Here is a 24,706-nt window from a genome sequence, read left to right as displayed (position 1 = left end):
GCTCAGCTCTCGAAGCGCAGGTCGAGCGTGACGCCCTCGAGCAGTGCATCCTCCAGCGCGACCTGCAGCTCGGTGCCCCGCGCGGTCGGCACGGCGAGGTTGTAGGCGCCCAGTTCGTCGCGGTTGGTCGCCCCTTCGGTGATGACACGCGGATTGCGCGGGAAGGGCTCGAGGCGGGCGAAGCCGGGCAGCGGATAGGCGTTGTCCGGGGAGAAGACCGGCGGCGCGGTGCCGAACTGGAAGCTGGCGCCCGCCGAACGCACCGGGCAGGTCAAGGCGCAGGCGGGATCGGTGCAGGTCGTGCAAGCGGTGACGACGACATCGGCGGCGTCGGCGCAGGCGCAGTAGCCATCGGCCGGCGTACCGAGCACGAGATGGCGCAGCATCACGTTGCGGCCGCCGACGCCGCTGATCTTCCCGCAGCTCTTGCAGCGCGCCACGGCGAGGCTTGGCGGATCGGTCGTCGGTGCGGCGGCCAGCGCGGCCTGGGTCGCGGCGGCACCGGCGCTTCCCCCTCCTCCGGAAAGGTATCCCAGATCGGCGGCATAGCAATTGGAGAAGGTCATCGCCCCCGAGCAAGTGAGCGTTCCCGCGAACAGTGAATCGAGTGCCTCTCCCCCGGCGCCGAGCTGCGCCGTGCCCATCACGGTCGTCCGTGCAATGTGCACGGTGGCGAGCGGAGCGATGAGCACCGGCGTCGCCATATCGGCCGGCGGTGCGTGGAGCGGGCTCAGCACGCAGCTTTCGAACCGGACATCGCCTTGCACGCGGCTGAAATCGAGCGGCGCGGCGATCGTCCGCTCGAGCGCGATGCGCGCGCTTCCGTTGAACGGGGGCGGTGGCGGGGTCGGCGTGGGAGTCGGAGCGGGCGTCGGCGCGGGTGCCGGCGTCGGCGTGGGGGGCGGTGTCGGCGGCGGCGGCGGAGATGGCGGCGGCGCCGGCATGATCGCGCTGCCGCTTGTCGGGATCAGGGTCATGTCGAGCAGCTGGAGGTCGAGATTGCCTCCATTGAGCCAGAGCGCGCCCTGGAACAGGATGGCCGACATGCCGAACGTGCCGGCCGTGCCCGAGCTGGGTCCGGTCAGCGAGAAGGCGCCGGGATAGGAGACGGAGAGCAGTGCCTGGCTGCCGGCTGCCGAGGCGATCCACAATTTGTCGCCCGGCGGCGGGACGATCGTCTGCGCGTTGAGATAGCGGGTCGCGCTCGATTGCAGCACCAGCACGGTGCAGGGGGTGGGCGCCATCTCCCACAGGCTCAGCTGGGTGACGATCCAGCCGGTATTGCCTGCATCGTACAAGGTCACGGCATTCGCCGGTATCGGGAGGGGAGCACGCAGCCCGATCCCGCCGATCGCGCCTGGCATGGCGATCCCATAGTCTACGCTGAGCGCGGCCGGGGCGGCCCAGGCCGCCGGCCAGCTGAACAGCCCCAGATCGGGGTCGATCGCGGCGGCGGGAACCAGCCCCAGTTCCCAGGCCGGTGGCGTTGGCGACATCGGCGTCTGCGACGAGGCCGGCGCCACGATCACCGTCCGGTCGCCCGCCAGGCAGACGAAGCAGTTGGTGAGCTTCGTCGCGAAGGCGGCCTCGGCTTCGGCGGGCGTGGTGACCGCGGGCGAGAAGGGCAGGTTGACGTTGAGCACCTTCCCGGTCGGCGCAGTGAAAGTCATTACGGTGCCGGGCGCCGCGTCGTTGAGCAGGTCCAGGCGCTTCTGGTCGAGCGGCAGCGTGGCCGCCGCGACGCCGTTGCGCGCGCTGCCGCTCAGCAGCAGGGGGTCCGTGCTCGACGGCGCCGTCAGCAGCGACAGCGACGCGGTGGGCACCGTCGGCACGATCAGCAGCGCGTTGCCGAGCGATCCGCAGATCAGCGCGCGCACGTCCGCCTCGGTCACCTGGGTGCCCGCCTTTACCGGGCAGGTGGCGATCGCGTTCTGGAGCAGCGCAAGCAACTGGCTCATCGAGGGATTGGCGGGCACGTCCATCGCGAGCACCGCGGACGCGTCGCCATAGTTCAGGTTGAGCGTACTGGTCTGCGCGGTGATCGATTGCAGGTTGATCGCGCCGCCTTCGAGCACCGGATAGTCCGGCGCGGGCGGCTGGATCGCGCCGATATCGAGGGGCATCGCCCGCACGCCGTCCGCCCCCAGCGCAACCCAGTCCGAAGTGCTCTTCGGCTTGTAGCGGATCACGAGGCCGCGCTCGGAGCCATAGAGCAGCGAGCTTGCCGGGCCGGTGCCCGGCGTCGTCCAGATCCGGTTATACTGTTCCAGGTCGGCCGCCAGCATCTGCGTGGTGAGGCGGACCGGAAGCGCGGTCACCGGCGGCGCGGCGACCCAGTCGAGCGGCGCGTTGGCCAGATTGTAGAGCGGCTGCGCGATGGCGAGCGGGTTGAAGTGATAGAAACGGGGCGTCGAGGCGCCCATGGGCGTAACGCCCGTCATCGCGAAGCTGGGCAGCCGCCAGACCCGCAACAGGCCCACCGAGGTGCGTGGCGGATCCTCCGGCGCACCCTCCGGTTCGGGCGCGCTGGGGGGCGGCGCTGGGGCGGGCGTGGGGGCCGGCGCGGCATCGGGAAGCGGCCAGCTTGCAAAGGGTGTCGTCTCGTCCGGGGCGTAGAGCGCGTACCAGCCGCTGCCGTCGCGCACCCGGCGCGGGATCGCGCTGGCGATGCCCTTGCGCCGCCGGAAGCCGAGCGCGTCGGCGACGAGCGCGCGATGCTCGGGGCGCACGGGTTGCGCCACTTCCAGGCCGAGTTGCGCGGCGACATAGGGGACGAGATGGAGCGGGCAGGTCTGGATGAACCAGTCGTCCTCGAGCTCGCGCACCGAGTCGCCGATCTGCTCGCGGACATGATCGAAGACCTTGCACAGCGCGAGCAGCGGATAGCCCTGCGTGATATCCGCCATGCGGAAGATCGGCGGCAGCAGATCGTAGAGCGCATCGGGGATCGGCGCGCCTTCGGTGTCGTCGCTCATTGCTTGGCCCCCGTCCGTTCAGCGAAGGTTACCGCGTCCGCGTCGGCGCTGATGTACAGGATCTGCGCGCCGGTCACCGGATCGAGCTGGGCGGATTTGGGCGCCAGCACCTGCTGGTCCGGCGCACCGGAGGAGGTGCCCGATTCGGTGGGCGCCCAGAGCTTGTCGACACCGGCCTTCGTCACGCCGTCCACGCCTTCGACGATGCGGATGATCTCGCCGGCCCGGACCAGCTCGTCGAATGCCATTGCCGGCAGCGCATAGGCCGCCCGAAGCGCATCGCCGATCGATTGCTGGATCGCATGGACGTCGGCGCCCGTATCGGCAGCGAACCAGCCCTGCACCTTGAACGGAAGCGGTTCGAAGGGGAGCAGGCGAATGTCGAGCCTGGTCGCCTGCGCGGTATCGACGGCGGCCGTGAGCGACTTGAATGCCGGCGACAGCATGTCCGGCACTTCGTTGTCGGGGCCGGCGAGCGTGAGCAGGAAGACCGAATGTCGCGCTCGCGGGAGCGTGCCGTCACCCTGGACGACCGTGAGGACCGCCGCGCTCACTTCGGGGCGGTTGAGGACGAAGCTGACCATGTCCTGCCGCGTGACGATCCGTCCCAGATCCTGGGCGCCCGTCGGAATCAGGGCGCGCAGCGTGCTGCGCGGCGGCGCCCCGATCCCGCCGCTCGCGGCGACCGGATTGAGCACGCTCTTGATCCCGCCCACCCCCATCGGCGCGCGCGTGATGCTTCCGGCGGCGACATTGCCGTTCACCCCCGCGCCGACGCGATAGGTGGCGACGATATTGTCCGTGCCCGTCGGCGGCCGCAGCCCGTGGACGCTGTCGCCGAAGGTGATCTGCGCGCGACCCTGGGCATCCTGGGTGAGCTGATAGGCACGCGCATCCGGCCCCATGCTGCCCAGCGCCTCCACGCATTGCCAGACGGCGCCGTTGACGGTCACGCTGAGCTGCGGCGCGATCGTCCCGTCGGCCTCCTCGAGCCAGGTCAGCGGTGCCTGCTTGAGCAGGAATTGCTGGAACGGCTTCTGCCCGTCGCCATTGCCGAGCACCTCGCCCGCGACCGTGCTTCCCTGGGTCACTTCGACCACATTGCCGTACACGGTGGTGGTGGTGCGGTCATAGAGGTAGCGCAGCGGCTCCTGCAGGGTCAGGGTGGTGGTATTGTCGCTGGACGATTTCGCGATCGCCTTCACGGTCACCGCCTCGCTCTGGACCGGGCGGTTGAACAATGCGAGCTGCGCGGAAGTGACGTTGCCGATGGTGGTGCCGTTGCCGGAGAGATAGGCGAAGTCCGAAGGCGGATCGCCCGCCGGATCGGTCTGGAGCGAGAGGTTGCCGATATCCGGGATATTGGCCCACCACCATTTGCCGTCCTGCTTCGCGCCGCCCTGCGGAATCGGCCCGTAGACCATGACGAGCGTGCCTTCCGCGAGCGCCGTCGGCGCGCCGATCGGCCACACCTTGCCCACCGTCGTCGCCAGCGGCGGGTTGCCGGCGAGCAGGAGCGCCTGGCCCACCACGATCTGGTCGATCAGGCCGGTGAGCACCAGCGTGTCGTCCGGCAGGGTGGGATTGCCGGGGGTCGGCGTGTTGCCGGGTAGTGGCGCGTCGTCGATCGGCGGCGCGAGGCTCAGCTGCTGGCTCTGGGTATAGACCAGCGCCTGGCGCCGGGCGTCCGAATCCGCCGGCGGCGGTGCCTCGACATAGAGCACGGCGGTGCAGGTCGAATTGCCGTTGCCATCGACCTGGCCGCCAAAGGCATAGACGCCGTGATTGGCGAGCGGGATCGGATTCACCCCCTCGGTGAGCGACACGAGATTGGGATAGTCGGGCGAGGGCAGCACGATCGGCAACGGATAGACCGGCTGGGTGCTGCCTCCGTCCGGCGGCACGATCTCATAGGTCGAATTGGTGTCGCCGCCCAGCATCAGCACGCCCTGTTCGACGAGCACCGCGCCCTGCGACCGGCGTGCGGCATCGAGCATGGGGCCGGCGGAGAAGGCGAAGCTGGTGGGATCGAACAGGACGCTGCTGGCGCTGGGCTCCATGGTCCAGTCGATCGCCCCCCCGGCGAGCAGCACCCTGGCATCGGGCAGCAGGGTTGCCGAATGCATCGCGCGCGGCACCGGCATGTCCGCGATCGTCGCAAAGGCCTGGGCGGCGATGTTGAACACCGCGGCCTGGGTTATGGGCCAGATCTGGATCTCGTCGAACGGCGCTTCGGATTGGAACGCGCTGAAGCCGCCGGCGATCAGCACGTCGCCATTGGCGAGCAGCGTCGCGGAGTGCAGGGCGAAGCCCCTGTCGAGCACGGTGGCGATCGCGGTGAAGGTCTGGGTGGCGGTGGCGAAGGTCTCGGCCGTGTGGAGGCTGGGCACATAGATCGCCTCGAGCCCGGGCAGGTCATAGGTGATCGGCGGAACCGCGAACCCGCCCGCGAGCAGCACCGAACCATCGGTGAGCACGGTCGCGCTATGGCCGCAGCGCGGCGTCGTCATCTTGTTGCCCACCTTGCGGAAGGTGCGGCTCTTGGGATCATAGACCTCGGCGGTATCGAGCACCGCATAGCCGTCATCGCCCAGGCCGTAGCCGCCGGCATAGAGGACGGTGCCATTGGCAAGGAGCGACAGCGTCGCGCCGATGCGGGGCGCGATGGGCGCGCCGGCCGCGGTCGACAGGCCGGTGGTGGGATCGAAGGTCCATGCGAAGCCGGTCATGGTCGTCGTGGGCTGCGGAAAGGGCTCCGGCTGAGTCGCGCCGACGATCAGGATCGTGCCGTCGGCGAGCAGGATCGTGCCGGTGGGCGCGAGCGTGAACGGCGTGGTCAGCACCGGTCCGGGCAGCGTCTGGAACGTGCCGACATCGGCATCCAGCGCGACCACGGCACCGGTATAGGTGGGGGGCGTGCCGGGTTCGGCGGGCAGCGCGGAGATGCCGCCGGCGAGCAACAGGAAGTCCTGGGCCAGCGCCGCGAAGGCGGGATAGCCCTGCGGATTGGGCAGCGGCGCGCCGACGATGCTGGGCGCCAGCACCTTGCTGCCGTTGAACGGAATGCTCACGCCCGGGCTCACCGCGAACGTCTCGACCGTGGCGAGCACCCTGTTGCCGGCGATGCCGCCCGCGACGGCGACCTTGTTGCCGGGCAGCAGCGCGGCGGCATGGTTGGAGCGGGCTTCGCTGAGCGGCGGGGCGACGACGAAGGTCGGCACCGCGCTGATGCTGCCGTCGGCCTGGTAGGCGGCAAAGGCGCCGACAAGCCAGTCGTCGCCCACCGGCCCGGTGGCGGACTGGCCGCCGGTTATGAGGAAACCCATATTGTTCGGGAGCGCCACCGCAACCTGATCGTAGCGGCCCTGCGCGCCTGCCTGGCCCGGCGGGATCGGATAGAGATTGCCGGTCGGCTGCCAGTCGGTCGTGCTGGTGACCTCGGCATCATCCCATACCGTGCCGAGGGCGGCGCCCGTGTCCGAGAAGCCCGGCGGCGCGGCGCCCCCGTCATGCCCGCCGACGAAGATCACGGTGTTGGCGACCGGGGGCACCGCCGGTCCGCCGCCATCGGCCATGCTCTTCACGACCGGACAGACGGTGGCGCTGTGCCCGGCGCGCGCCTTGGCCAGATCGGCGCAGGGCTGCCAATCGGCGGCGGCGGGATCGTAGACGGCGACCGACTGCGTCGCTTTCAGTGCGGCGAACAACTCCGCGATCTTGTCGTGCGCGTCGTTCGGCGCCTGGGTCAGGCCGCCGCTCAGCATGATGCGGTTGTTGGGGAGCAGGGTGGCCGCGTGCCCCACGCGCGGGATCGCGAGCGTGACGTTCGGGATCGCGCTGAAGCGCATCGACGTGGGGTCGAGCACCAGCAGGTCGGTCGCCAGCGACCAGTCCTTCATCACGCCGCCGGCGAGATAGACTTTCCCGTCGATCAGCGTGGCGGTGTGGAGGGCGCGGGGCTCCGGAAGCGCGTCGATCTGGCTGACGAGCTGGGTGGCGGGATCGTAGATCTCGACGCTGTCGAGCACGCCCTGCACTCCGATGCCGCCGACCAGCAGCACCCGGCCGTCGCTGAGCGTGGTGGCGCTGTGCCCCATGCGCGAGGGGATCAGCGCGGAGCCGGTGGGCAGGGTGGCGGGATCGGGCGCCAGCTCCACCTCGGTGACCTGGCCCGACATGTTGAATTCGGAGATGTTCTGCCGCGAGACCGCATCGATGATGCCGAGCGTCTTGTCCTCGGGCGTCTCGAGCAGGAACTGGCTGCCGGGCAGCACCTTGGGATAGACCGCCTGGAGATCGAGCTGGTTCAGGTCGATGGCATAGCCCGGCCATTCGGAGAATTCGGAAGGGACCATGCCGGTCGGCGTGTTCGCCCGCTGCACCGCCGCCGATTGCGACGACCAGGAGGCCGCGTTGTAGCCGAACAGCCGGCAGGTGAGGTCGAACGCGTAGAGCTCGAGCCCGTTCGCTTCGTTCGGGGGCAGCGGGTCGGTGGCGCCGCTTGCCGCCCATTGCTCGCCGATCGGCGCACCGATGCCGATCGTGGTGGTCGAGAGGACATGATTCTCGCTGACCGAGAACACGGTGAGCCGCACCCATTGGATCGGGGCGGGATCGACGCGCTTGTAGAGCAGGAAGTCGCCGACCTGCAGGCCGAGCCCGGTGCCGGCGAGCAGCAGTTCGGTGGCGTCCGCGGTGACCCAGGCCGGGCGCGTCTGCAGGGGCGTGAGCTGGTTGAGCGACGAGACGGCGGTAAGCTGCGTCGCCGTCTCGAATACGGCCGCCGCCGCGACGGCGGCCGCGCTCGCGGAACTGGCGGCGGCCGTGGCCGATGTCGCCGTCGCCGTCTGGTTGGTGGCCGTCGACGCGGCGCCGCCGCTGCCGGTCGGGCCGCTTGTCGCCGCGCTGTTCGATCCGCGCGAGGCGGGCGGCGTCGCCTGGATCGCGGAGCCCTTCGGCACGATCACCGGATCGCCGGGCTGCGCGAACACCGCGATCTCGGCGGTCGCGCCGATATGCATGCCGGTCGTCTCGCCGAGCCCGCGTCCGATCAGCGCGAGGCTGCGATATTCCACCGCGGTGGAGAGATAGCCCTCGTTGAGCACGCGATCCTGGTAGAAGGACAGCACGTCCGCCACTTCGGCGAAGGCGTCCACCAGCGCGAGGGTGGGATCAGTGGGGACGTTGCGGTCGAGCCGGGCGAGCGGCTGGGAGACCGATTTCCCGCCGCTGTTGACCACCACGCGCGGGATCAGGTCGAGCATCTCCTGCTTGAAGCTGGCATAGTCGCCCAGCCCGGCCGAGATCTCGTCGTCGGGGCCGTTCCCGCTCATTTCGCTGCCGCCACGAAGAGCCGGACGATGCCGAGCTCGGGATGGAAACCGTCATTGCCGGCGCGCGCGCGCTCGTTCGAGCCGATCGCGATCCGGCCGGCCTTGATGTTGTCCACGGTGTTGTCGCGGCCGCTGACGGTCTGGAATACCACGCGGGGGTCCATCGCCGGATCGCTGACCACCAGCGATACCACCGGATCGGCGCCGAGCAGCGCGATCAGATCGGCGAGTATCACCGGCCGGCCGAGCGGCCATGCGGTCGGGTGGAAATGCGCCGGGCCGCCATCGGTCTTCGCCCCGGCACCGATCCGGCGCAGCAGCCGTTCGCGCGCGGCGCCGATATTGGAGCCCTGCGAGCAATAGACGACCAGCGAGACATTGATCGGCACGTCGGATTCCTGCTGGATCGTCGGCGGCGCGCCGAGCACGGCATATTCCATCAGCCGGGCCTTCGCGATCGGATAGGTGTAGCCGTCGGGCGTGGTGGTGGTGGCGATGCCGACGATGCAGGGCGCATAGCCGTTTACCAGCCGGGCATCGGCTTCGGTGACCAGGGGATCGCTTTGGGCCAGGCGCTCCCAATCGTCCGGATCGATGCCGCGCAGATTGGTGCGGAAGCTGGTCGTCGCGAACAGGCGGACGCTTTCGTTCAGTTCCGGCTGGGCGGGCGTCGCGGGCAGGGGGTTCGAAACCCAGCTGATCATCGGCGTGGAGCCGACGATCTGGACCAGCGCATTCGCGCGCACCCGGCCGCTCTGCCCGTCGCCGACGCGCACCGTGGCAGTGAAGGTCGTTCCCGGGGCCGGCGCTTCTCCCAATGCTCCGTCGCCGAAGCGCAGGAACAGGTGGCGCCGGTTGCCGCCATAGCCGTCCTCGGGCGCGGCCGCGAAGGCGCGCCCCGCCGGCGGCGTGCTCATCAGGTCCTGCCGCGCCGTCCACAGATCGACGACCTTGGCCATGCCCGGCCGTTCGCCCAGCATCTTCACGCAGAGATTGGCCTGCCCCGGATCGGGGGCGAGGCTGGCCTTGGCCGAGGGCACCAGCAGCGCGGCCTCGGCGATGTCCTGCGATCCGTCGAACGCCGCCACGGATGCGGGCATCGGTGCCGCCGACACCGGATCCTCCACTTCGATGATCGGGCGATAGACGCGGCCGGCGGGCGCCGTATCGGGCATCGGCGTCACGGCAATGGTCCTGCCATGATCGGCCAGCCCGACATTGCCGTAGAGCTGCACCATGCCCGCCTGGTTCTGCACCGCGACCGTCAGCGGCTTGGTGAGCGCATCCTCGGGGTGCCAGGTGATCATGGTGGCATAGGGCGGGTTGTTGCCGTTGGGGAGCAGCTCGACCTTGATCAGCCGCACGACCTGGGCGCCGAAGGGTTGAGCGGCGCCGGCGGGCGCGGCGGTCTGGACGAAGGCGACCAGCTGGCCGGGGACGAGCCCGGTCTGGGCCGTGTTGAGCTGTGCCTGGATGGCCCCCTGAGGCAAGGTGTAGGCGGCCGAGCGCGCCAGCGGATAGGCGAGATTGTTGCGCAGCAGCGACACCGGGAGATCGGCCATGGTCTCGAACACGGTGGTGCTCGCCGTCAGATCCTGGGTGGCGGGCAGGTTCATCGTCACGATGCCCGGCTGCTGGGTCACCACCTGCAGCCCGGCGGGGATCACGCCATTGCTCTTCACCGTGAAGACGAGCGCGGTGCGGGCATTGCACCCGTCGTTGACGCCATAGTCGCGCAGCCGGGCATGCCGGCGCAGCGACAGGCGGTGGCGCGCGGTGGGCAAATAGGATTCGGTGCCGGCCGCATCCTGGCGGAACGAGAGATGGTCCCCGGCATAGGCGAGCGCTTCGATCAGCGTCGTCATCGGATCGGCGGGATGATCGAGCGCCCAGGCGGAATCGTCGCGCACGATCTGCGACACGCGCGAGCGCATCAGCGAAGTGAAGGCCGCATAGTCGCGACCGAGATAGTTGATCGCGGCCTGGCCGGGGGGCGCCTGCACCGGCCTGCTCGGCGTGGCGACATTGGCCTTGGATTCGGGCGCGAACCAGGTCGAGACGTCGCCGATGGTGAGCCGATAGGCAGGCGCGTCCGCCGCGGGATCGGCCGGGGGCGGGATCGCCTGGATGTGGAGAAGCCCGGTATCCGGATCGAGCGCATGGACCCGCACCACTTCGGCCGGGGTGCCGAACAGGTCGGTGATGGCGACCGGCGCCGTGTCGAGCGCGGGGACGGTCGCAGGCGGCGTGGCCGGCGCGGCGTCGCCGGCGAGTGCGTCCATCGCGATATCGGCGGCCCGCACCTGCGCGGCCGGTATCGCCGATGCCGGGGCAACCTGCACCACCAGCTGCAGCGAGCCCGCGCTCTGCACCGAATGCACGACGGTGGGCTGGGTGTCGTCCGCCATCGCTCAATAGTCCGGAATCGAAGCGGTGGCGGTGGTGCTCCCGCCCTGCGGCGTCGCGCTGTAGCCGGGCAGGGGCACGGTGATCGACGTGCCCGCCGCGGTCTGGGTGTGCGTGACGAAATAGGTCAGGTCGACGGTCACCGTCTCGTTGCCCATGGTCACGGTCAGCGTGTTGATCGAGATGGCATCGCCCAGGAACTGGATCAGCTTGCTGCGCACCAGCGTCTCGGCCGCGCTGGCAAGCGCCGCATCCATGCCTCCGAAGACCAGCTGGCGCATGCCGGCGCCGAAATCCGGACGATTGACGCGTTCGCCCGGATTGGTCTCGAAGACGAGCAAGATCAGGTTCTGCACATAGGTCGGGAGATCGGTCGTCGCAGTCTGGCCCGATCCGTCGATCTGATAGGGAAAGCCCAGATAGCCCGTCATCCGCGCGCCTCCCGACCGCCGCTCGTCATCGAAGCGGCTACAGCACGGTGAGCCCGCCCTCGTTGATCGAGACCTCGGGCTCGACGCCGCCCACCATCGCCGAGCCATGGGCGATCGTGAATCCCTCCATCGTCACCGCCAGCGTGCCCGGCTCGGCGAGGATGTTGACGCCGGATTCGTTCATCGTGATGCGGATTTCCGCCAGGCTGATCACCACCCCGGTGCTCGATCCGCTCACCACCACCGGCACCGCCACGGCGGGATCGGTCACCGTCAGCGTGAAGCCGCCCTCGCCCGGCAGGTCGTTGAACAGCAGCTTGCCCGAGCTGGTCTGGATCATGCGCATCGTCGGCAGCTCCGCCTCGATCGGGCGCTCGCCCTCGCGCCAGAAACAGCCCGCCCAGATCGGATAGTCGAGGTCGCCGCCCTCGAATTCCACCCAGATCGCCGCGCCCACCGGCGGCATCATGTAGAAGCCCACCTGCAGCCCGGCATAGGGAACGCAGGGCATCGCCCATGCCGTCGCCACTTCGCCGAGCACCATCGGCACCAGCACCTGGAGCCGGCCGAGCATCAGCGGATCCTCGTTGTCGACGACGATCCCGCGATACTTGCCCCAGAACTGCTTCATCCTTGCCTCCCCGGCCGTGCCGCGCGTTCATGGCACCACCACCGGTAACAGGGGGTCGGTGCCGTCGCGCTCCAGCTTGAACGTCTGCTTGTATTCGTTCCGCTTGAGTTTGTGATGCACCTCCGCGACGCTCCAATTGCCGTCGAAGGTCGTGCCCGCGCCGCGCACCCCGACGAGGCCGCCGGCACGCAGGATCGAACCATATTTCTCGACGCTGAGCGCGCCTTCCGCCTTGGCGACCGTCGTGGAGGATCGGTTGACGCGTCCCTGTGCGAAGCCCATCGCCCGGATCTCGTCGAATCCGTCCGATCCGGCCGGCAGCTTCATGCCGAGCAGCGAGGAGATCGGGAACGGGCTCTTGAGGGCGAGCGGCGGCAGGAGCGTCGGCTCGAGCGCCATCACCGGCAATGCCGGAGTCGCTTCGAGCGGGCCCGGGATCAGGCCCGAGACCTGGAAGGCGGAACGGCCGTCCTGCGTGAAGGTCAGCTGGTCGACATTGGTGAACGTGCTGTTGCCCACGGTGAGCGCGGGCGCGGGGATGCCGACGCGCTTGGGCGGGCCCCAATAGGCGGTGTTGGTGAGCGGCACCGCGCCGGGGCGCAGCGTGAACACATAACCGTAGCGGTTCGCGAGGGTGTAGAGATATTCGAGATCGGTGCCGTACTGGATCGGCGTGCGCTGGACGATCGTGGGGAAATCGGCTTCGACCGGCGGGATCGTCTCCGGGACGATCGCGAACCGCTCATATTCGGCCAGGATCTCGAGCACGATCAGCTCGTCGTCCATGTCGGGATAGCCGCGGATCTTCTCGGTCAGGTCCATGGCCACGCTCAGGTCGGCCCCACTGATCACGACGCGGCTCTGGCTCGGATTCTTCGCCGGATCGAGCCAGATATCGGTGATCAGCCCATCGATCAGCACGGTCGGCAGCGCGGCCTGCATCGCCATGATCAGCACGCGATTGCCCGTGGCGAGGCGGCCGTCGGCGAGCACCTGGACCTGCATGCCCTTGCCATTGTCGGTCCGCTGTGCGCCGAAGGTCAGGCGGAATGCCGACTGGCCGTCGGCCACTTCGGTCACCTCGGCCTCGATCAGCAGATCGGCCAGCCCGGGCCCGATCGGGGTGGGAACCTCCTGGGTGCCCGCCAGCACGGCGAGCTGGACGCCGACGGGAAAGCTCATGCGCTTTCCTCGCGGTCGTCGGTCTGGTCGGTGGGCGCGGCGGCCGTTCCGCGGCGCGAGGCCTTGGGCTGGTCGAACGGGTCGTTGGCCTGGCCCACCACGGCCGGAACGACGATCTTTCGCCCCGGCACCGCGCACAGCGTGGCGGGGTCGCTCGCATTGTTGGCCTCGAGCAGCATCCAGTAGAGCAGCGGATCGCCGAGCAGCCTGGCCGAGATATTGTCGATCCGGTCGCCGGCCTGGATCGTGTAGCTGGTCTGCGGCTGGAACGTGGTCGCCAGCGGCAGGATGGTGCGCGCGAGATAGGGAACGGCGTCCTTGGCATCCGTCGCCGCATCGGCGCCGGAGGTCGAGGAGGAAGTCGCGGAAACATGGCGCGTGCGGGTGCGGACCAGCTTGCCGGGGGCGGCATGCTCGATCTGCACCGGATAGCGGCTGAGGCGGCGGCCGGTCATAGCGACAGCGCCCCCGAGATGATGCTGGCACCGCTCTGCACCGTGCCCACGGCCGACATCAGCTCGCGCTCGGCGAGATTGGCGAGATAGAGGTAAAAGCCGGTCTGGCTGGGTGAAAAATCCTGATAGGTCAGTACCTTCATGTCCATCGTCACATTCGCGTCGATGGGATTTAGGCGCGTGTCGTGCATCGTCTCGGTGACGCTGTAGCTGGTGATCTGAACGGGCAGCACGCGCTGCGGACCCCAGACGAACACAGTGAGCGGGGATTCCGGCGGCACGATCTCGAGCACGCCGAGCGCCATCTGGGCCAGGCTCTGCACGATGGAGCTGGTCGTCGGGAACAGCATCATTTCCAGCGTGGCGAGCTGGGGGTGGATGCCGAACGCCATCGCCGTCGCGTCGTTGTTCTCGAGCTGGTCGACTGCGCTGATCCGCGCGGTCATCTGGATCGTCTCGACCGCGGGGCCGGCGAGCAGGTTGGTGCCGGTGGGGGTGTCTCCCGTCTTCTCGAAATCGGGATGGAGCTGGCGCGTGAGCTCGGCGGGATTGTATTGCAGCAGGATCAGCCGGGGAACCGGAATGGTGCCGCCCATGCTGATCAGGGCCGCCTTCAGGATATGCGGACTGTTGGGATAGGGCGTCATTGCGGGCCTCCGCGTTCGCGCAGCTTGGCCCGGATCGCCTGGGCGATCGCGCGGCGGACATGGTCGCGTTGTCCGGCGTCGAGCCGGGCCAGCGTGGCGCGCACGCGCGGGTCGCGAGAGATTGCCGCGTCGATCGATGCGGACAGATTGGCGGGCGGGCGGGGAGGACGGTTCATGCCGGCCAGTCCGCGAGTTCGGCGGGCGGCACGCGCCGGCGCTGCTTGGCATATTCGCTTTCCAGCGCGCGGGCGATGTGGCCCATCGAGATCGCGACCTCCTCCTCCGAGGCGAGCATCGCCGCGTTGATCGAGACGACGCGGATCTGGCCGCCGGTGAGCGTCAGCCGCGCGAGCCGATCCCAATCGAGTCCGCTGGCCGGCGCCGCGGCCGGAAAGGCGCCGTGCCAGATGCGCCGGCGCTCGTCGGGCGAGGGGAATTCGAAATGCAGGCTGAAGGCGAAGCGGCGCGCAAATGCATCGTCGATCGCGTTCGCCAGGTTGGTGGTGAGCACCGCGATCCCGCGGAACGCCTCGATCCGCTGGAGCAGATAGCCGACTTCGAGATTGGCATAGTGGTCGTGCGAATCCTTCACTTCGGTTCGCCTGCCGAACAGCACGTCGGCTTCGTCGAACAGCAGGATCGCGTCGGTCATGTCGGCCGCGTCGAACAGCGCCGCGAGCCGCTTCTCGGTCTCGCCGATATATTTGTCGACGATCCGCGACAGATCGACCCGGAACAGGTCGAGCGACAATGTATGCGCGAGCGCCTCCGCCGCCATCGTCTTGCCGGTGCCGCTCGGGCCGGCGAACAGCACGCTCATGCCCTGCGCGCCGCCGCCCGCGCCCGCAAATCCCCACTCCTCCATCACGCGCGACCGGTTGCGCTGCCGGGCGATGATCTGCCCCAATACGGCTCGGGTGGCCTCGGGCAGGATGAGATTGTCCAGCGTCATCCGCACCGGCACCGGATCGGCGAGGCCGCTCATCGCCTCGCGCACCTGATCGCGGAGCAGCGGCAGCATCTCGTCCAGGATCGCCGCTTGCGATGCGGGGGCCTCGGTCTCCTCCGCCTTGGCACGCGCCACGGTGGCGCAGCTCTCCAGCGTCGGCAGCGGCAGGCGGAAGCGGGCGGCGACGTCGCGCAGGGCGGGCGTGGCATCCTGGCCCAGGCCGGCGGCGAGATGATCGGCGACCTCGCCCGGATCGGTCTTGGGCAAGGACATGCGGATCACGGCGCCGGGCGCGCGCTCGGCGATGGACTGGCCTGCGGCGCCCACCAGGAACAATGGGCCGGTTCCTTCGCCGATCAGCCGGCAGATCGCGCTCAGCTGGAACTCGCCCGGCGGCTCCTCGAAGGACAGGAGCAGCGCGCCGCGCAGCGCAAGCCGATCGCGTTGCCACAGCCGGAAGAAGCCGTCGCGCTCGGCTTCCGGGGTGAGGCGGGCGAGCGGCAGGTGGAAGGGCAGGAGGCCGAGCGCCGCCGCGGCGCCCGCCGCCACGCCGAGCGCGCGGCGGCTCGGTTCGGCGGCGAGATGGAGCGTCGCGTCCATGCCCGATGCGAGGACGGTCCGGGCGAGCCGCTGCGCGAGGACGCCGTCGGCGGGCAGCTGTGGCGCGAGGTCGAGCGGGCGGACGATGTCGGCAAGGGCATCATCGAGCACCGGCTGGCCGACGAGGAACGAGAGCACTGCGTCCGGCATGACGAAGCGCTGCTGGAGCCGGCTTCCCGGCTGCGCGCCTTCGGCCTTGATGAGCTGCCAGTATCGGAGCGGCGCCGAGGGCGCGAACGCGGCTTGGGATGCGCCCTCGAGATCGGCGAAGATGGCGAGCGCGAGGAGCGTCGTCGGATAGGGAGTCGCGGGATCGCCTTGTGCGAGCGCACAAAGATTGGCGATGTCGGGCGATATCTCGAAGCCGGCGGCCAGCGCGACCACGCCCTGCTCGAAGGCCGTGAGCGAGAACCAGCTGGCAAGCGCGTCGAATGCCGATCCGGGGACCGGTTCGCCCAGCCCGGCCTCCGGGGGGAGGTGGGGCTCGTGGCGCAGACCGGGGCGCGATCGGGTGCGGGCATAGTCCTCGAGCATGCGCTCGACCGCGGTGACCGCGCCCTGCAGGCGGGCGACGTGAGGGATCTCCGCCATCGTCAGCTCCCCGGCACCGTGACGCGCGGGCCGGTATAGGCGCCGTCCTTCCAGTCGAGCAGGCTGGCGATGCCGTCGACCTCGATGCTGACCAGATACTCCCCGGGGGAGACCCCGGCGAGCGGGGCAGCCAGCGCGGTCGCGGCCGCGGTGCGGGGGAGGCAGGGGATCTTGTAGGAAGTTGATTTCGCGCCGCGAGCGAAGAGAAGCGCAGTCGCGCTCGCCTGGGCGGGCACCGGCAGCGCCATTGCGAAGTCGAGCTGCCTGCCGTCGGCGCCGATGGACGGCGCGCCGGCGAAACCCGGCACGATGCTGGTCGCGAAGGCGGGAGATTCCGCTTCTATGCCCTCGCCGTCGGGGCCGTGCTTCACCAGCTTCACCGTCAGGCTGCCAGAGGCGAGAGGCGCGGGCTGGGCGCTGGTCAGCGGCAGGAGCAGTGCGGCATGGCCCTGCGCATCGAAGCCGCTGGTCACATCCTTCGCCGCGACACCGTTCAGCAGCACGGAAAGGCCGGGCTGGGCGGGATTGGGGGTGCGGACCGCCAGCGTGCAGCCGCCCGAAATCGGCAGATCCGGATCGTCCGCGTCGACGATGTCGACGATCACGATCGAACGCGACGGAAGCGCGCGCAGGCCGATGCGGCGCACGGGCAATACCGGCTCGACCGGCAACCGGTATTCGATCGCGATCGGCATCGCCGTATAGAGTTGCGTGAGCTGATAGGGGACGTTGACGAATTCGGACCATAGCCGCGCCATCGCATCCGGCGCCATGTTGAGCGGCGTCACCACGATCTCGTCGCGCGGCAATTCCTGGCTGCCGGCCCCGCCACCGAGCCAGGGCGTGCTCGCCACCGCCGCGCGCAGCATGTCGCGCGGTATATAGGGTTCGGCATTGAGCCCGCCCGCGACCAGCCCGAGCAGCCGCTGCGGATCGAGCCGCGCATCGTCCCCGAAGAAGGTGATCATATAATCGAGGTCGAGCTTGAGCACCGGCGAGTTCTTCGCGCCGCCCAGCGGCCCGCGCGTCGGCAAGTCGTTGTTCGAGACGAAGCCGTTGCGGGTGGTGCGGAACAGATAGAGGTTCACGAACGGATCGCCGGTGCGCAGTGCCTCCGAGCCCGGATTGAGCGTAGTCACCCGCGCACCCGGCACCGCATCGCCGATGAACATGTGCAGCCGGTCGGCGATCGCCACGGTGCAGGCGGCGATCGAGAAGCTGGAATTCATGCGTCTGGCCCCCCGCGCGGCTTGGCCTTTAGCGGCGGCGGTTGCGGGCGCGCCGGCGCGCTGCGCGGACGCGGCAGGTCGATCGCGATACGGCCGATGTCGATGCGGATGTCGCCCGAAGGCGGTGCGGGAGGCGGAGGCCGGCGCGCGGGCTGGGGCGGGGGCATGACTTCCGCCGCGACCGATCGCGTCGCAGGTGCGCGCGCCGGCATCGCCGGCAAATCGCTGGCCGGTGTGCGATCCGGCATGCGGCGTGTCTCGGGGGAAGGGCGCCGAACCCCGGCCTCGTCCGGTTCGAGCACGGAGGGCCGTCCCCCGGGCGCGGACTGCGCATCGCGCGGTCCGGCGGCCCCGCGATCCCGCGCCTGCCGGTCCCGGCTCGGGCTCGCGGCGGCCGCAAGCGGTGGCGGCGCGGACTCCGGCGCCGCGCGCATCGCCGGCTTCGGGGCGGTGGCGGGAAGCGCCTGGGGCTCAGCGGGCGAGGCGAGGACGACCGGCGCGGCAGCGGGGGACGCAGGCGCCCGGGAGCCAGCCGCAATGCCATTGTCCGTCTTCGCAAATCGCTGCGCTGTTGGAGCGGGCGCCACCGGTGGGGCGCCTGCCGACACGCCATTGGCGGGCCGAGCGGGACGGCGTGGCCTGCCCGTCCCTGGCGCTTCGGTTGCACCGGCATGTGCCGGCGGCACCGGGGCGGTTTCCTGCGCCGCGCGCTGCGATAGGGCGGCGCGCTGCCCGGCGGGCGGAGCCGCGGGCAAGTCCGGGGCGGGTGCGGGCGCGGCCGGTGGTGCGTTCCCAGCCTGCGATGCCGTTTGCGCGGGGGGGGCGGGGTACGCAGCCATCGCGGCAGGCGCGCCGCGTGCCGCGGGCATCGGAGCGCGCGCGACGGCCGACGCCACGGGCTCGGAAAGCGCCTGCGCCACGGCATCGAGCCGAGCGGGGTCGGACAACGATGCCCGGTCGGCCGGAGCGGTGGGTTCCATGCCCTCCGCCTGCCGTGCCGCGACGGACGGCCTGGCTGCCGGACTCGCGATGCCTCGCCGCGAGCCCGTGGTCGCCCGACGCGCCGCATCGGTGGGCGGCGAGACAAGGGCCTCGCCCGATGGCGAAGGGACCCCGGGCCCCCCTGCCGACGAAACCGATGCTTCGGCCGCGCCGCCCGCTTCGGAGACATTGCGGGACGCGTGCGGGGTCGCGGAAGCCGGGGGACCCGCTTCACCCCCCTGCGCGCGCACCCGGGTCTCCGCATTTACGATCGGTGCGGCGCCCGCCGCGGGGGGGCTGATGGCGGTGGCGATCTTGCGCTGCACGACGGGCGCGGGCACCGGGCCGGAGCGAGCCCCGGCTGCCGGAGCCATGGCGGGTGCCGGCGCATCGGAGGCATTGTCCCGGGAGCCGGCCGATGGTGCGGAAAGCGCCCGTGCGGCATGCGCGACGGCATCGGCCGGGGGAGAACCGGCCGACGGCCCAGCCAGGGGCATCATCTGCTCCGGAGCGGCCGGTGGCGGCGCCGTTGCTCGGTTCGGCGGCGCCATTGGGCGCATGGCGGTCGCCCCCTCGCGCAGCGCCGCGTCGAGCCCGGCGGTGCGCGTGCCGGGGCGATTGGCGGAAGGCGCGGGCTCGGTCGGAAGCGTTGTGCCGGCGCCGCTGGCCAGCGGCGCCGGCAAGGACGCCTCCGTCGCAACGTTGCGGGCGCGGGCGACAGGCGCGGCCCGCCCGATAGGCGCTTCGCCGCCATCGGCCTGCGGCGGCGCCGCCGGCTCGCTCGTCCGCAGGATCCGTTGCTCGCCCAGCCAGGCTTCCTCGCCCGGCCAGGCTTCCTGATGGTCCGCGGCCGGCCCGAAGCGATAGCCGATGCGGCGGCCGAGCACGACCGGGCTCTCCTGGGCGCGGGCCGCCAGGCGGGCGAGCATGTCGCTCATTGCTGCAACCGCGCGAGATAGGCGCGCCGTCGCTCAGGGCCGAGGGCGAGTATTGCCGCTTCACTCCAGTGATAGGCCTGGGCGAGCAGGTGGATCTCGTCGAGCAGCGCATCCGCCGCGCCTTCGATTTCGCCCGCCAGCACCCCGGCGATGTCGACGGGCGCATCCCATTCGCCATCGCATTCCGGGCAATGGAGCGCGACGAACGGGTCGCCCGCCGGATCGATCGCGGCCATCGCCGCACCGATCGCATCGACCTCGGCTTCCTCGAGCCAGGGCGGCACTTCGGCGCCTTCCATCGGCACCAGGCATCGCCGGGCGAGTTCGGCGCGCGCCTCCGCAAGGTCCGGGATCCAGCCGATCGCGGCAAGGTCGGCGCTGTCGGCCGGGCGCACCGTGAAGCGATCGCCGTCGATCACGATCACACGTGCCGCATCCGTGGCCGATCCGGCGATCGCAAGCAGCGCCGCCGACGTCATTGCCACGTCGAGCCGCGCCTCGCAGCCCGGGCATTTCGCCGAAAGCTCGATCCGGTCGCCGAACATCGTCTGGCGCAATGCCACGATCGCCGCATCGCGGGCGCCGATCGGCAGCGCGGCACAGGCGCCGAAGCTCTGATCCGGCATGCCGAGCGCGGCGAGGTAGATGCCTTTCTCGGCTGCAGAACGGCCGCGGCATGCCGATGCGGCATCCAGCAGTTCGGCGGCGCTCAGCGGACGCGGCGCCATGGCCGTCAGTAGCTGGGCGGCGGCGGAACCTTGACGCTGGCGTCGCGCTCCCAACCCTCGTTCTGCAGTACGAGCGTCTGGATCGCCACGGCGTTCGAGCTCGAATCGAGCTCCGGCATCGCGGTGTATTCAGAGGGCCAGCAATTGTAGATGTTGTACGCGTACACCAACTGCCCCGCGGCATTGTAGAATTCGAGCGTGATGTTGCGGCGGAAATTGGCGAGCGAGCTCTCCATTCCCTGGCCGGCGCGATAGTTCCACACTTGGCTGACCCAGGTTTCGAACTCGAGGTCCTGCGTCATGCCGCGCTCGAGCGTGATCGGCTCGAACTTGGTCTGGCCCGGCAGGATGCGGTTGGTGCTCGGATCGCCGCCTTCGCGGAAGGGCGTCGCCTCGGTGCTGCGCTTCAGCGCGCTGCACTTGCTCAGGCCGGCGACGTACTTGCCCTGCCATTTGATGCGGAACTTGAAGTTGAGATACGGGTCGGGCGACTGGCTGGTCGACGAGACGCTTGGCATGGGTCGCTATCCTAGCTCGAAGACTGTCCGGCCATCTGCTGCAAGCTGATGACGACGAATTCCGCGGGTTTGACCGGGGCGAACAGGATCAGGATGTTGACGATGCCGTTGTCCATGTCCTCCGGCGTGGTGGTCGATTCATCGCAGACCACCTGATAGGCTTGGGACGGCGTCGCGCCGACGAACGCGCCCTGCAGATAGAGCGGGTGCAGGAAGGCGTTCACGCTCAGCCGGATCTGCGCCCACAGCGCCGCGTCGTTGGGCTCGAACACCACCCATTGCAGCCCCTGGATCAGGCTCTGCTCGAGATAGAGCGTCAACCGGCGGACCGAGATGTATTTCCAGTCGTCGTCGGCAACGTTCGCCGAGGCGAGCGTGCGCGCGCCCCAGGAGATGTTGTCATAGGTGGGGAAAGTGCGCAGCGCGTTGATGCCGAGCGGATTGAGCTGCCCGTTCTCCTGGTCGTTCATGACATAGGAGAGCTGCTGCACCCCGGCCAGCGGCGCGGTGATGCCCGCCGGTGCCTTCCACACGCCGCGATTGACGTCGGTGAGCGCATAGACGCCCGCCAGCGTGCCGCTGCCGCCCAGCGTCAGCAGCTGGGTGGAGAAGGGCGTGGGGATCTGGATCTGCGGCCAATAGGTGGCGGCGCTGATGATGCCGGTGCCGAACGTGCCCGGCGTGCTCGTCGCCCAGGCGACCGCGCTCGTCGTGCTCGTCACCGTCAGCGGCATGTCGAGGATCGCGAAGGCCTTGCGCTGGATCGCATAGTTGAGCGTCGCGGTGGCCGAGGTGAGATAGTTCGACGTGTTCATCGACGCCATGTCGGGAACAAGGATCAGGTTCACGATCTGCATCGCGTCGAGCGAATAGATGCCCGAGCGGTTGGTCGAGTTGCCGGCGATGTCGAATCCGGTGGGCGGCAGGCCGTCGGGATATTTGGGTGCCGGCGTCGTCGTGGGCGGCAGCAGCTGCTGCGCCTGATAGTTGAGCGACTGAGTCGTGAACAGCGACGTGGGGTTCGCCACCACGCTGACCAGATAGCCGGCAAAGCCCGGGTCGGGCACCCAGACCTGGATGAGCTGGGCCTGGGTGCCGCTCGACGAGAGGAACGGCGAGAGGCAGCTGCGCACCTGGGTGCTCGCCAGGCTCGGATAGCCAAGGGTTCCGGCCGCGCTCGACAGCGCGCCCTGGATCGCCGCAATCATGTCTCCCACCGTCGAGACCGGGCTGGTCATGGCGACTGTCGTGCTCACCGAGGGGGGCGGCTTGGTCGGGTCCGGCCCGGGCGGCTGCACCGTCACGGTGATGCCGGTGACGGTCACGGCGTTCTTGGGCGCCGTGAAATTCAGGATCGTGCCGCTGGCAAAGGGCACCAGCACCGAAGGAGTCGCGGTGAGGTTAGGCACCGCCAGCAGCGCGCTGTTCTGGTTGCCCGACTGCATGACCTCGACGATCGAATTGGTCTGGCTGATGTCGAGCGTCACGGCCGGCACGCTCTGCGTCTGGACGATGCTGTAGCTGCTGCTCGACGAATTGCTGTTGCTCGTGATCGAGTAGAGCGTCGCCGCCATGTTGAACGTATTCGGCTTGTTGGTCATGTAATCGACCGTCACGAACACGTTCTCGCCCCAGGTGCCGGGGTTCTGCGAGTCTATTTCTACCAGATTGGTGCCAGTTGTCGGCGTCAGGCCTTTGCCGCTTCCGCCTCCTCCGCTAGAACTGGTGGGCGGCAGCGCGCCGGAAAGCTCGGTCTTCGGTTGGACCGGCGGATTAGAACTCGCACAGACTCTGCTGATCCAGGCTTCGGTTCCGCCGTTTAGAAAAAACTGCGATACCTGAAAACTTGTCGTGCTCGTAGGATCAAGTCCACCGAATACGCGCTGGAAATCACCGAAATTCAGGCATTGAACCGGTGTATTCATGGGTCCGCGAGTCAAATAGCCGACAAATGCCGTCACGGAGGTTGCAACACCAGAAATGGTGTGCGTACCACTCGGTAATTCTTGAACATATACGCCGGGATATGTCAGCTGAAGTGCCATTTGACTCTCCATCCCCGGCGCAGACTCGGCGGGGATTCCCCATGCCAAAATTCAGATCTTAGATGCTGTCAACGTTGTGCTTGACGATGTGCGGGTACGTCAATAGCATAATTTCATATCGACTCCATCTGTTTGGTCTCGTTTCTTGACAGAAACGGGGATTACGTTCGGCTAACCATTTTCTTTAGGGTGGGAGGGCGTTGCTCATGGCGGCCGAGAACAATGCGTTATTGCAGCACGCACTCGATCTCACCTTTTACGGCCTGCCCTCGTCCGCTTCGGTCCGGCTCGATTTCCCCATAGAGACGGGCGCGATCATCCCGATGCCGCGCGCGACGCCGTCGGTGCGGCTCGGCGCGAGCTATGGCGGAGGCGAGATGGCGATCCGCGGACTTTCGATCCAGCCGCGCCGGATCGAGTTCGACATCGAGAACGCGCCCGCCACCTTGCCGCTGCTCGTCCACATCCTGTGCGGCGGCCGGTTCATCCATGGCTGGGTGCAGGTGCCGGGCGACGTGCAGGTGTCGATCGCGACTTCGGTGCAGCGCATCCGCTTCGTCGGGGCGGGCTATTGGGCGGTGCCGCTGACCCAGGTCGAGGCCGAGGGCAAGCCGGCGGCGAAGCCTGCTCCGGCACCGGCTCCCGCTCCCGCTCCGGCCCCCGCGCCGTCGCCGTCCTCGAGCAAGCCGAGCCCGAGCCCCGCTCCGAAGCCCGCGCCCACGACGGCGCCCGAGCCGCGGTCCTCGACGCCCACGCCCACGCCGGCGGCCTGAGCGCGAGGATGCCTGCGACCTTCCTGTAGACTCCGCGTGGGGGCGATCCGCGGAATCAGTCTCGAAACCATCGCCACTTGTGAATCTGAGAAAGGAAACGCGTCATGGCCATGAGCACGATCACGATCAACTTCCAGAACGCCACGCTGACGACGACGACGTCGCAGATCCTGATCACCAACGGCACCTTCGCGCTCGACACCACGAGCTCGCTGTCGATGTCGGGGACGATCAGCTTCACTTCGCTCTACATCACGTCGGGCGCGATCAACTTCAACGTCGAGTCGGGCACCTCGTTCACCGCCGCGGTGGTGACGCCGGTCCATCCGAACTCGACCAGCAATGCGCCGACGCTCGAGGTCACCAACTTCGCGGGCACCGTGACCGTGACCTGGCCGACTCCGAACGGCCTGCAGACGCAGACCGTGATGTCGGGCGACCCGATCACGCTGAACAACTTCGCGAGCTGAGCCGCGAAGCACCTCGAACAAGGGAGGCCCCCGGTGGATGCGCAAGTAACGATCAATTTCGCCGGGGGCGTCGCCTCGACCAACCTGGTCCAGGTCATACTGGGCCAGGCGGTCCTCGCGCTGGAGAGCGTCCGCGGCGCCCTGGCCGATGTCGTGGGCTTCACCAACATGACGGTCCATCCCGGGCAAGTCACCTTCGCCGCCCCGACCGGCGGCGCGTTCGTCGGGACCCTGGCGCTCACGCTGTCCTGGAGCGGGGAGGACCCGACGGTGACGCTCGACAATCTCGTGCCGGCGGCGCATGGCGGCCCGGCGACGGTCTCCTGGCCTACGGCGACCGGACTGGAAACCCAGGTCCTCACGCCCGGCAATGCGCTGACGCTCAGCGGCATCGTCGCCGACTAGGCCCCGGTGCCGCAGCTGGTCAGCCTGGGCGCGGTGCTGTCGTGCAGCTTCGGCAGCGCGCCGATGCCGATGATCGTGCCGCCCGAGGTGCCCGTGTTCGCCGACATGCTGCCGCTGGCGACGATCTTCGACTTCGTGCCGCTTGAGAACATCCCCAGCTTCGGGCTGTGCTCCAGCCTGGCCAATCCCGAGGTGGCGGCCGCGACCGCGCTGGCGGAAGGCGTGCTGACGCCGATGCCGTGCATCCCGGTGACGACTTCGCCCTGGTTTCCCGGCGCGCCGGAGGTGCTGCTCGAAGGGATGCCGGCCCTGTGCACCGGCTCGATGTGCCTGTGCGACTGGCTGGGCGAGATCGAGATCGACGAGCCCGGGCAGGAGAGCGCGATCACCAATTCCTGAACGTGTCGGCCCCGCGCGGT

General features: G+C 69.2%; 19 protein-coding genes. 4 read left to right on the top strand and 15 right to left on the bottom strand.

Going from position 1 to position 24,706, the window contains the following annotated elements:
• Positions 1 to 2: 2 nt before the first annotated feature.
• Genes BGP17_RS00940 through BGP17_RS00870 form a run of 15 tightly spaced genes read right to left on the bottom strand, consistent with a single transcriptional unit; the run spans position 3 to position 22,210 of the window.
• On the bottom strand, positions 3 to 2,975 hold the full coding sequence (locus BGP17_RS00940; RefSeq protein WP_286710724.1) for a phage tail protein: 2,973 nt from the start codon (positions 2,973 to 2,975) through the stop codon (positions 3 to 5).
• Positions 2,972 to 8,308 carry a Kelch repeat-containing protein gene (locus BGP17_RS00935; protein ID WP_286710723.1) on the bottom strand — a complete coding sequence of 1,779 codons (5,337 nt, stop codon included), beginning with the start codon at positions 8,306 to 8,308 and terminating at the stop codon, positions 2,972 to 2,974. The genes BGP17_RS00940 and BGP17_RS00935 overlap by 4 nt, the downstream gene beginning before the upstream one ends.
• Positions 8,305 to 10,716: a baseplate J/gp47 family protein gene (locus BGP17_RS00930; protein WP_286710722.1), complete on the bottom strand. Its 2,412-nt coding sequence runs from the start codon at positions 10,714 to 10,716 to the stop codon at positions 8,305 to 8,307. Before BGP17_RS00930 ends, BGP17_RS00935 begins: the two co-directional genes overlap by 4 nt.
• Before the next feature lie 3 nt (positions 10,717 to 10,719).
• Positions 10,720 to 11,145: a GPW/gp25 family protein gene (locus BGP17_RS00925; RefSeq protein WP_167300772.1), complete on the bottom strand. Its 426-nt coding sequence runs from the start codon at positions 11,143 to 11,145 to the stop codon at positions 10,720 to 10,722.
• Between the two features lie 37 nt (positions 11,146 to 11,182).
• Positions 11,183 to 11,776: a phage baseplate assembly protein V gene (locus BGP17_RS00920; protein ID WP_167300771.1), complete on the bottom strand. Its 594-nt coding sequence runs from the start codon at positions 11,774 to 11,776 to the stop codon at positions 11,183 to 11,185.
• A gap of 27 nt (positions 11,777 to 11,803) precedes the next feature.
• On the bottom strand, positions 11,804 to 12,958 hold the full coding sequence (locus BGP17_RS00915) for a phage late control D family protein (protein WP_167300770.1): 1,155 nt from the start codon (positions 12,956 to 12,958) through the stop codon (positions 11,804 to 11,806).
• Positions 12,955 to 13,413 carry a LysM peptidoglycan-binding domain-containing protein gene (locus BGP17_RS00910; protein ID WP_167300769.1) on the bottom strand — a complete coding sequence of 153 codons (459 nt, stop codon included), beginning with the start codon at positions 13,411 to 13,413 and terminating at the stop codon, positions 12,955 to 12,957. Before BGP17_RS00910 ends, BGP17_RS00915 begins: the two co-directional genes overlap by 4 nt.
• Positions 13,410 to 14,060 carry a hypothetical protein gene (locus BGP17_RS00905; protein WP_286710721.1) on the bottom strand — a complete coding sequence of 217 codons (651 nt, stop codon included), beginning with the start codon at positions 14,058 to 14,060 and terminating at the stop codon, positions 13,410 to 13,412. The genes BGP17_RS00910 and BGP17_RS00905 overlap by 4 nt, the downstream gene beginning before the upstream one ends.
• Positions 14,057 to 14,236, bottom strand: coding sequence for a hypothetical protein (locus BGP17_RS00900; RefSeq protein ID WP_167300767.1), 180 nt, complete (start codon positions 14,234 to 14,236; stop codon positions 14,057 to 14,059). The genes BGP17_RS00905 and BGP17_RS00900 overlap by 4 nt, the downstream gene beginning before the upstream one ends.
• Complete coding sequence (locus BGP17_RS00895) at positions 14,233 to 16,200, bottom strand: ATP-binding protein (protein WP_286710720.1); 1,968 nt, start codon at positions 16,198 to 16,200, stop codon at positions 14,233 to 14,235. The genes BGP17_RS00900 and BGP17_RS00895 overlap by 4 nt, the downstream gene beginning before the upstream one ends.
• A 2-nt stretch (positions 16,201 to 16,202) precedes the next feature.
• Positions 16,203 to 17,429, bottom strand: coding sequence for a Pvc16 family protein (locus tag BGP17_RS00890; protein WP_286710719.1), 1,227 nt, complete (start codon positions 17,427 to 17,429; stop codon positions 16,203 to 16,205).
• Positions 17,426 to 19,348, bottom strand: coding sequence for a hypothetical protein (locus BGP17_RS00885; protein ID WP_286710718.1), 1,923 nt, complete (start codon positions 19,346 to 19,348; stop codon positions 17,426 to 17,428). The genes BGP17_RS00890 and BGP17_RS00885 overlap by 4 nt, the downstream gene beginning before the upstream one ends.
• Positions 19,345 to 20,076 carry a hypothetical protein gene (locus BGP17_RS00880; protein WP_286710717.1) on the bottom strand — a complete coding sequence of 244 codons (732 nt, stop codon included), beginning with the start codon at positions 20,074 to 20,076 and terminating at the stop codon, positions 19,345 to 19,347. The genes BGP17_RS00885 and BGP17_RS00880 overlap by 4 nt, the downstream gene beginning before the upstream one ends.
• A gap of 5 nt (positions 20,077 to 20,081) precedes the next feature.
• On the bottom strand, positions 20,082 to 20,594 hold the full coding sequence (locus tag BGP17_RS00875; protein WP_086130278.1) for a phage tail protein: 513 nt from the start codon (positions 20,592 to 20,594) through the stop codon (positions 20,082 to 20,084).
• 11 nt (positions 20,595 to 20,605) lie between these two features.
• Positions 20,606 to 22,210 (bottom strand): phage tail sheath family protein, encoded by a 1,605-nt coding sequence (locus tag BGP17_RS00870; protein WP_167300762.1) that lies wholly within the window; start codon positions 22,208 to 22,210, stop codon positions 20,606 to 20,608.
• Between the two features lie 659 nt (positions 22,211 to 22,869).
• On the opposite strand from BGP17_RS00870, the gene BGP17_RS00865 reads away from it, so the two are divergent.
• The 4 genes from BGP17_RS00865 (at position 22,870) to BGP17_RS00850 (ending at position 24,686) form a co-directional block, all read left to right on the top strand.
• Positions 22,870 to 23,412 carry a hypothetical protein gene (locus BGP17_RS00865; RefSeq protein ID WP_286710716.1) on the top strand — a complete coding sequence of 181 codons (543 nt, stop codon included), beginning with the start codon at positions 22,870 to 22,872 and terminating at the stop codon, positions 23,410 to 23,412.
• Positions 23,413 to 23,516: 104 nt separating this feature from the next.
• The gene (locus BGP17_RS00860) at positions 23,517 to 23,882 is read left to right on the top strand and encodes a hypothetical protein (protein ID WP_167300761.1); all 366 of its coding nucleotides are present in this window, start codon (positions 23,517 to 23,519) and stop codon (positions 23,880 to 23,882) included.
• 33 nt (positions 23,883 to 23,915) lie between these two features.
• Complete coding sequence (locus tag BGP17_RS00855; RefSeq protein WP_286710715.1) at positions 23,916 to 24,287, top strand: hypothetical protein; 372 nt, start codon at positions 23,916 to 23,918, stop codon at positions 24,285 to 24,287.
• Between the two features lie 6 nt (positions 24,288 to 24,293).
• On the top strand, positions 24,294 to 24,686 hold the full coding sequence (locus BGP17_RS00850) for a DUF4280 domain-containing protein (RefSeq protein WP_167300759.1): 393 nt from the start codon (positions 24,294 to 24,296) through the stop codon (positions 24,684 to 24,686).
• The last annotated feature ends 20 nt before the right edge of the window (positions 24,687 to 24,706 follow it).

The organism is Sphingomonas sp. 67-41, from assembly GCF_001899725.1.
GTDB lineage: Bacteria > Pseudomonadota > Alphaproteobacteria > Sphingomonadales > Sphingomonadaceae > Sphingomonas > Sphingomonas leidyi.
Note: the sequence above shows the minus strand (reverse complement) of the source record. Positions and strands in the feature narration are given on the sequence as shown.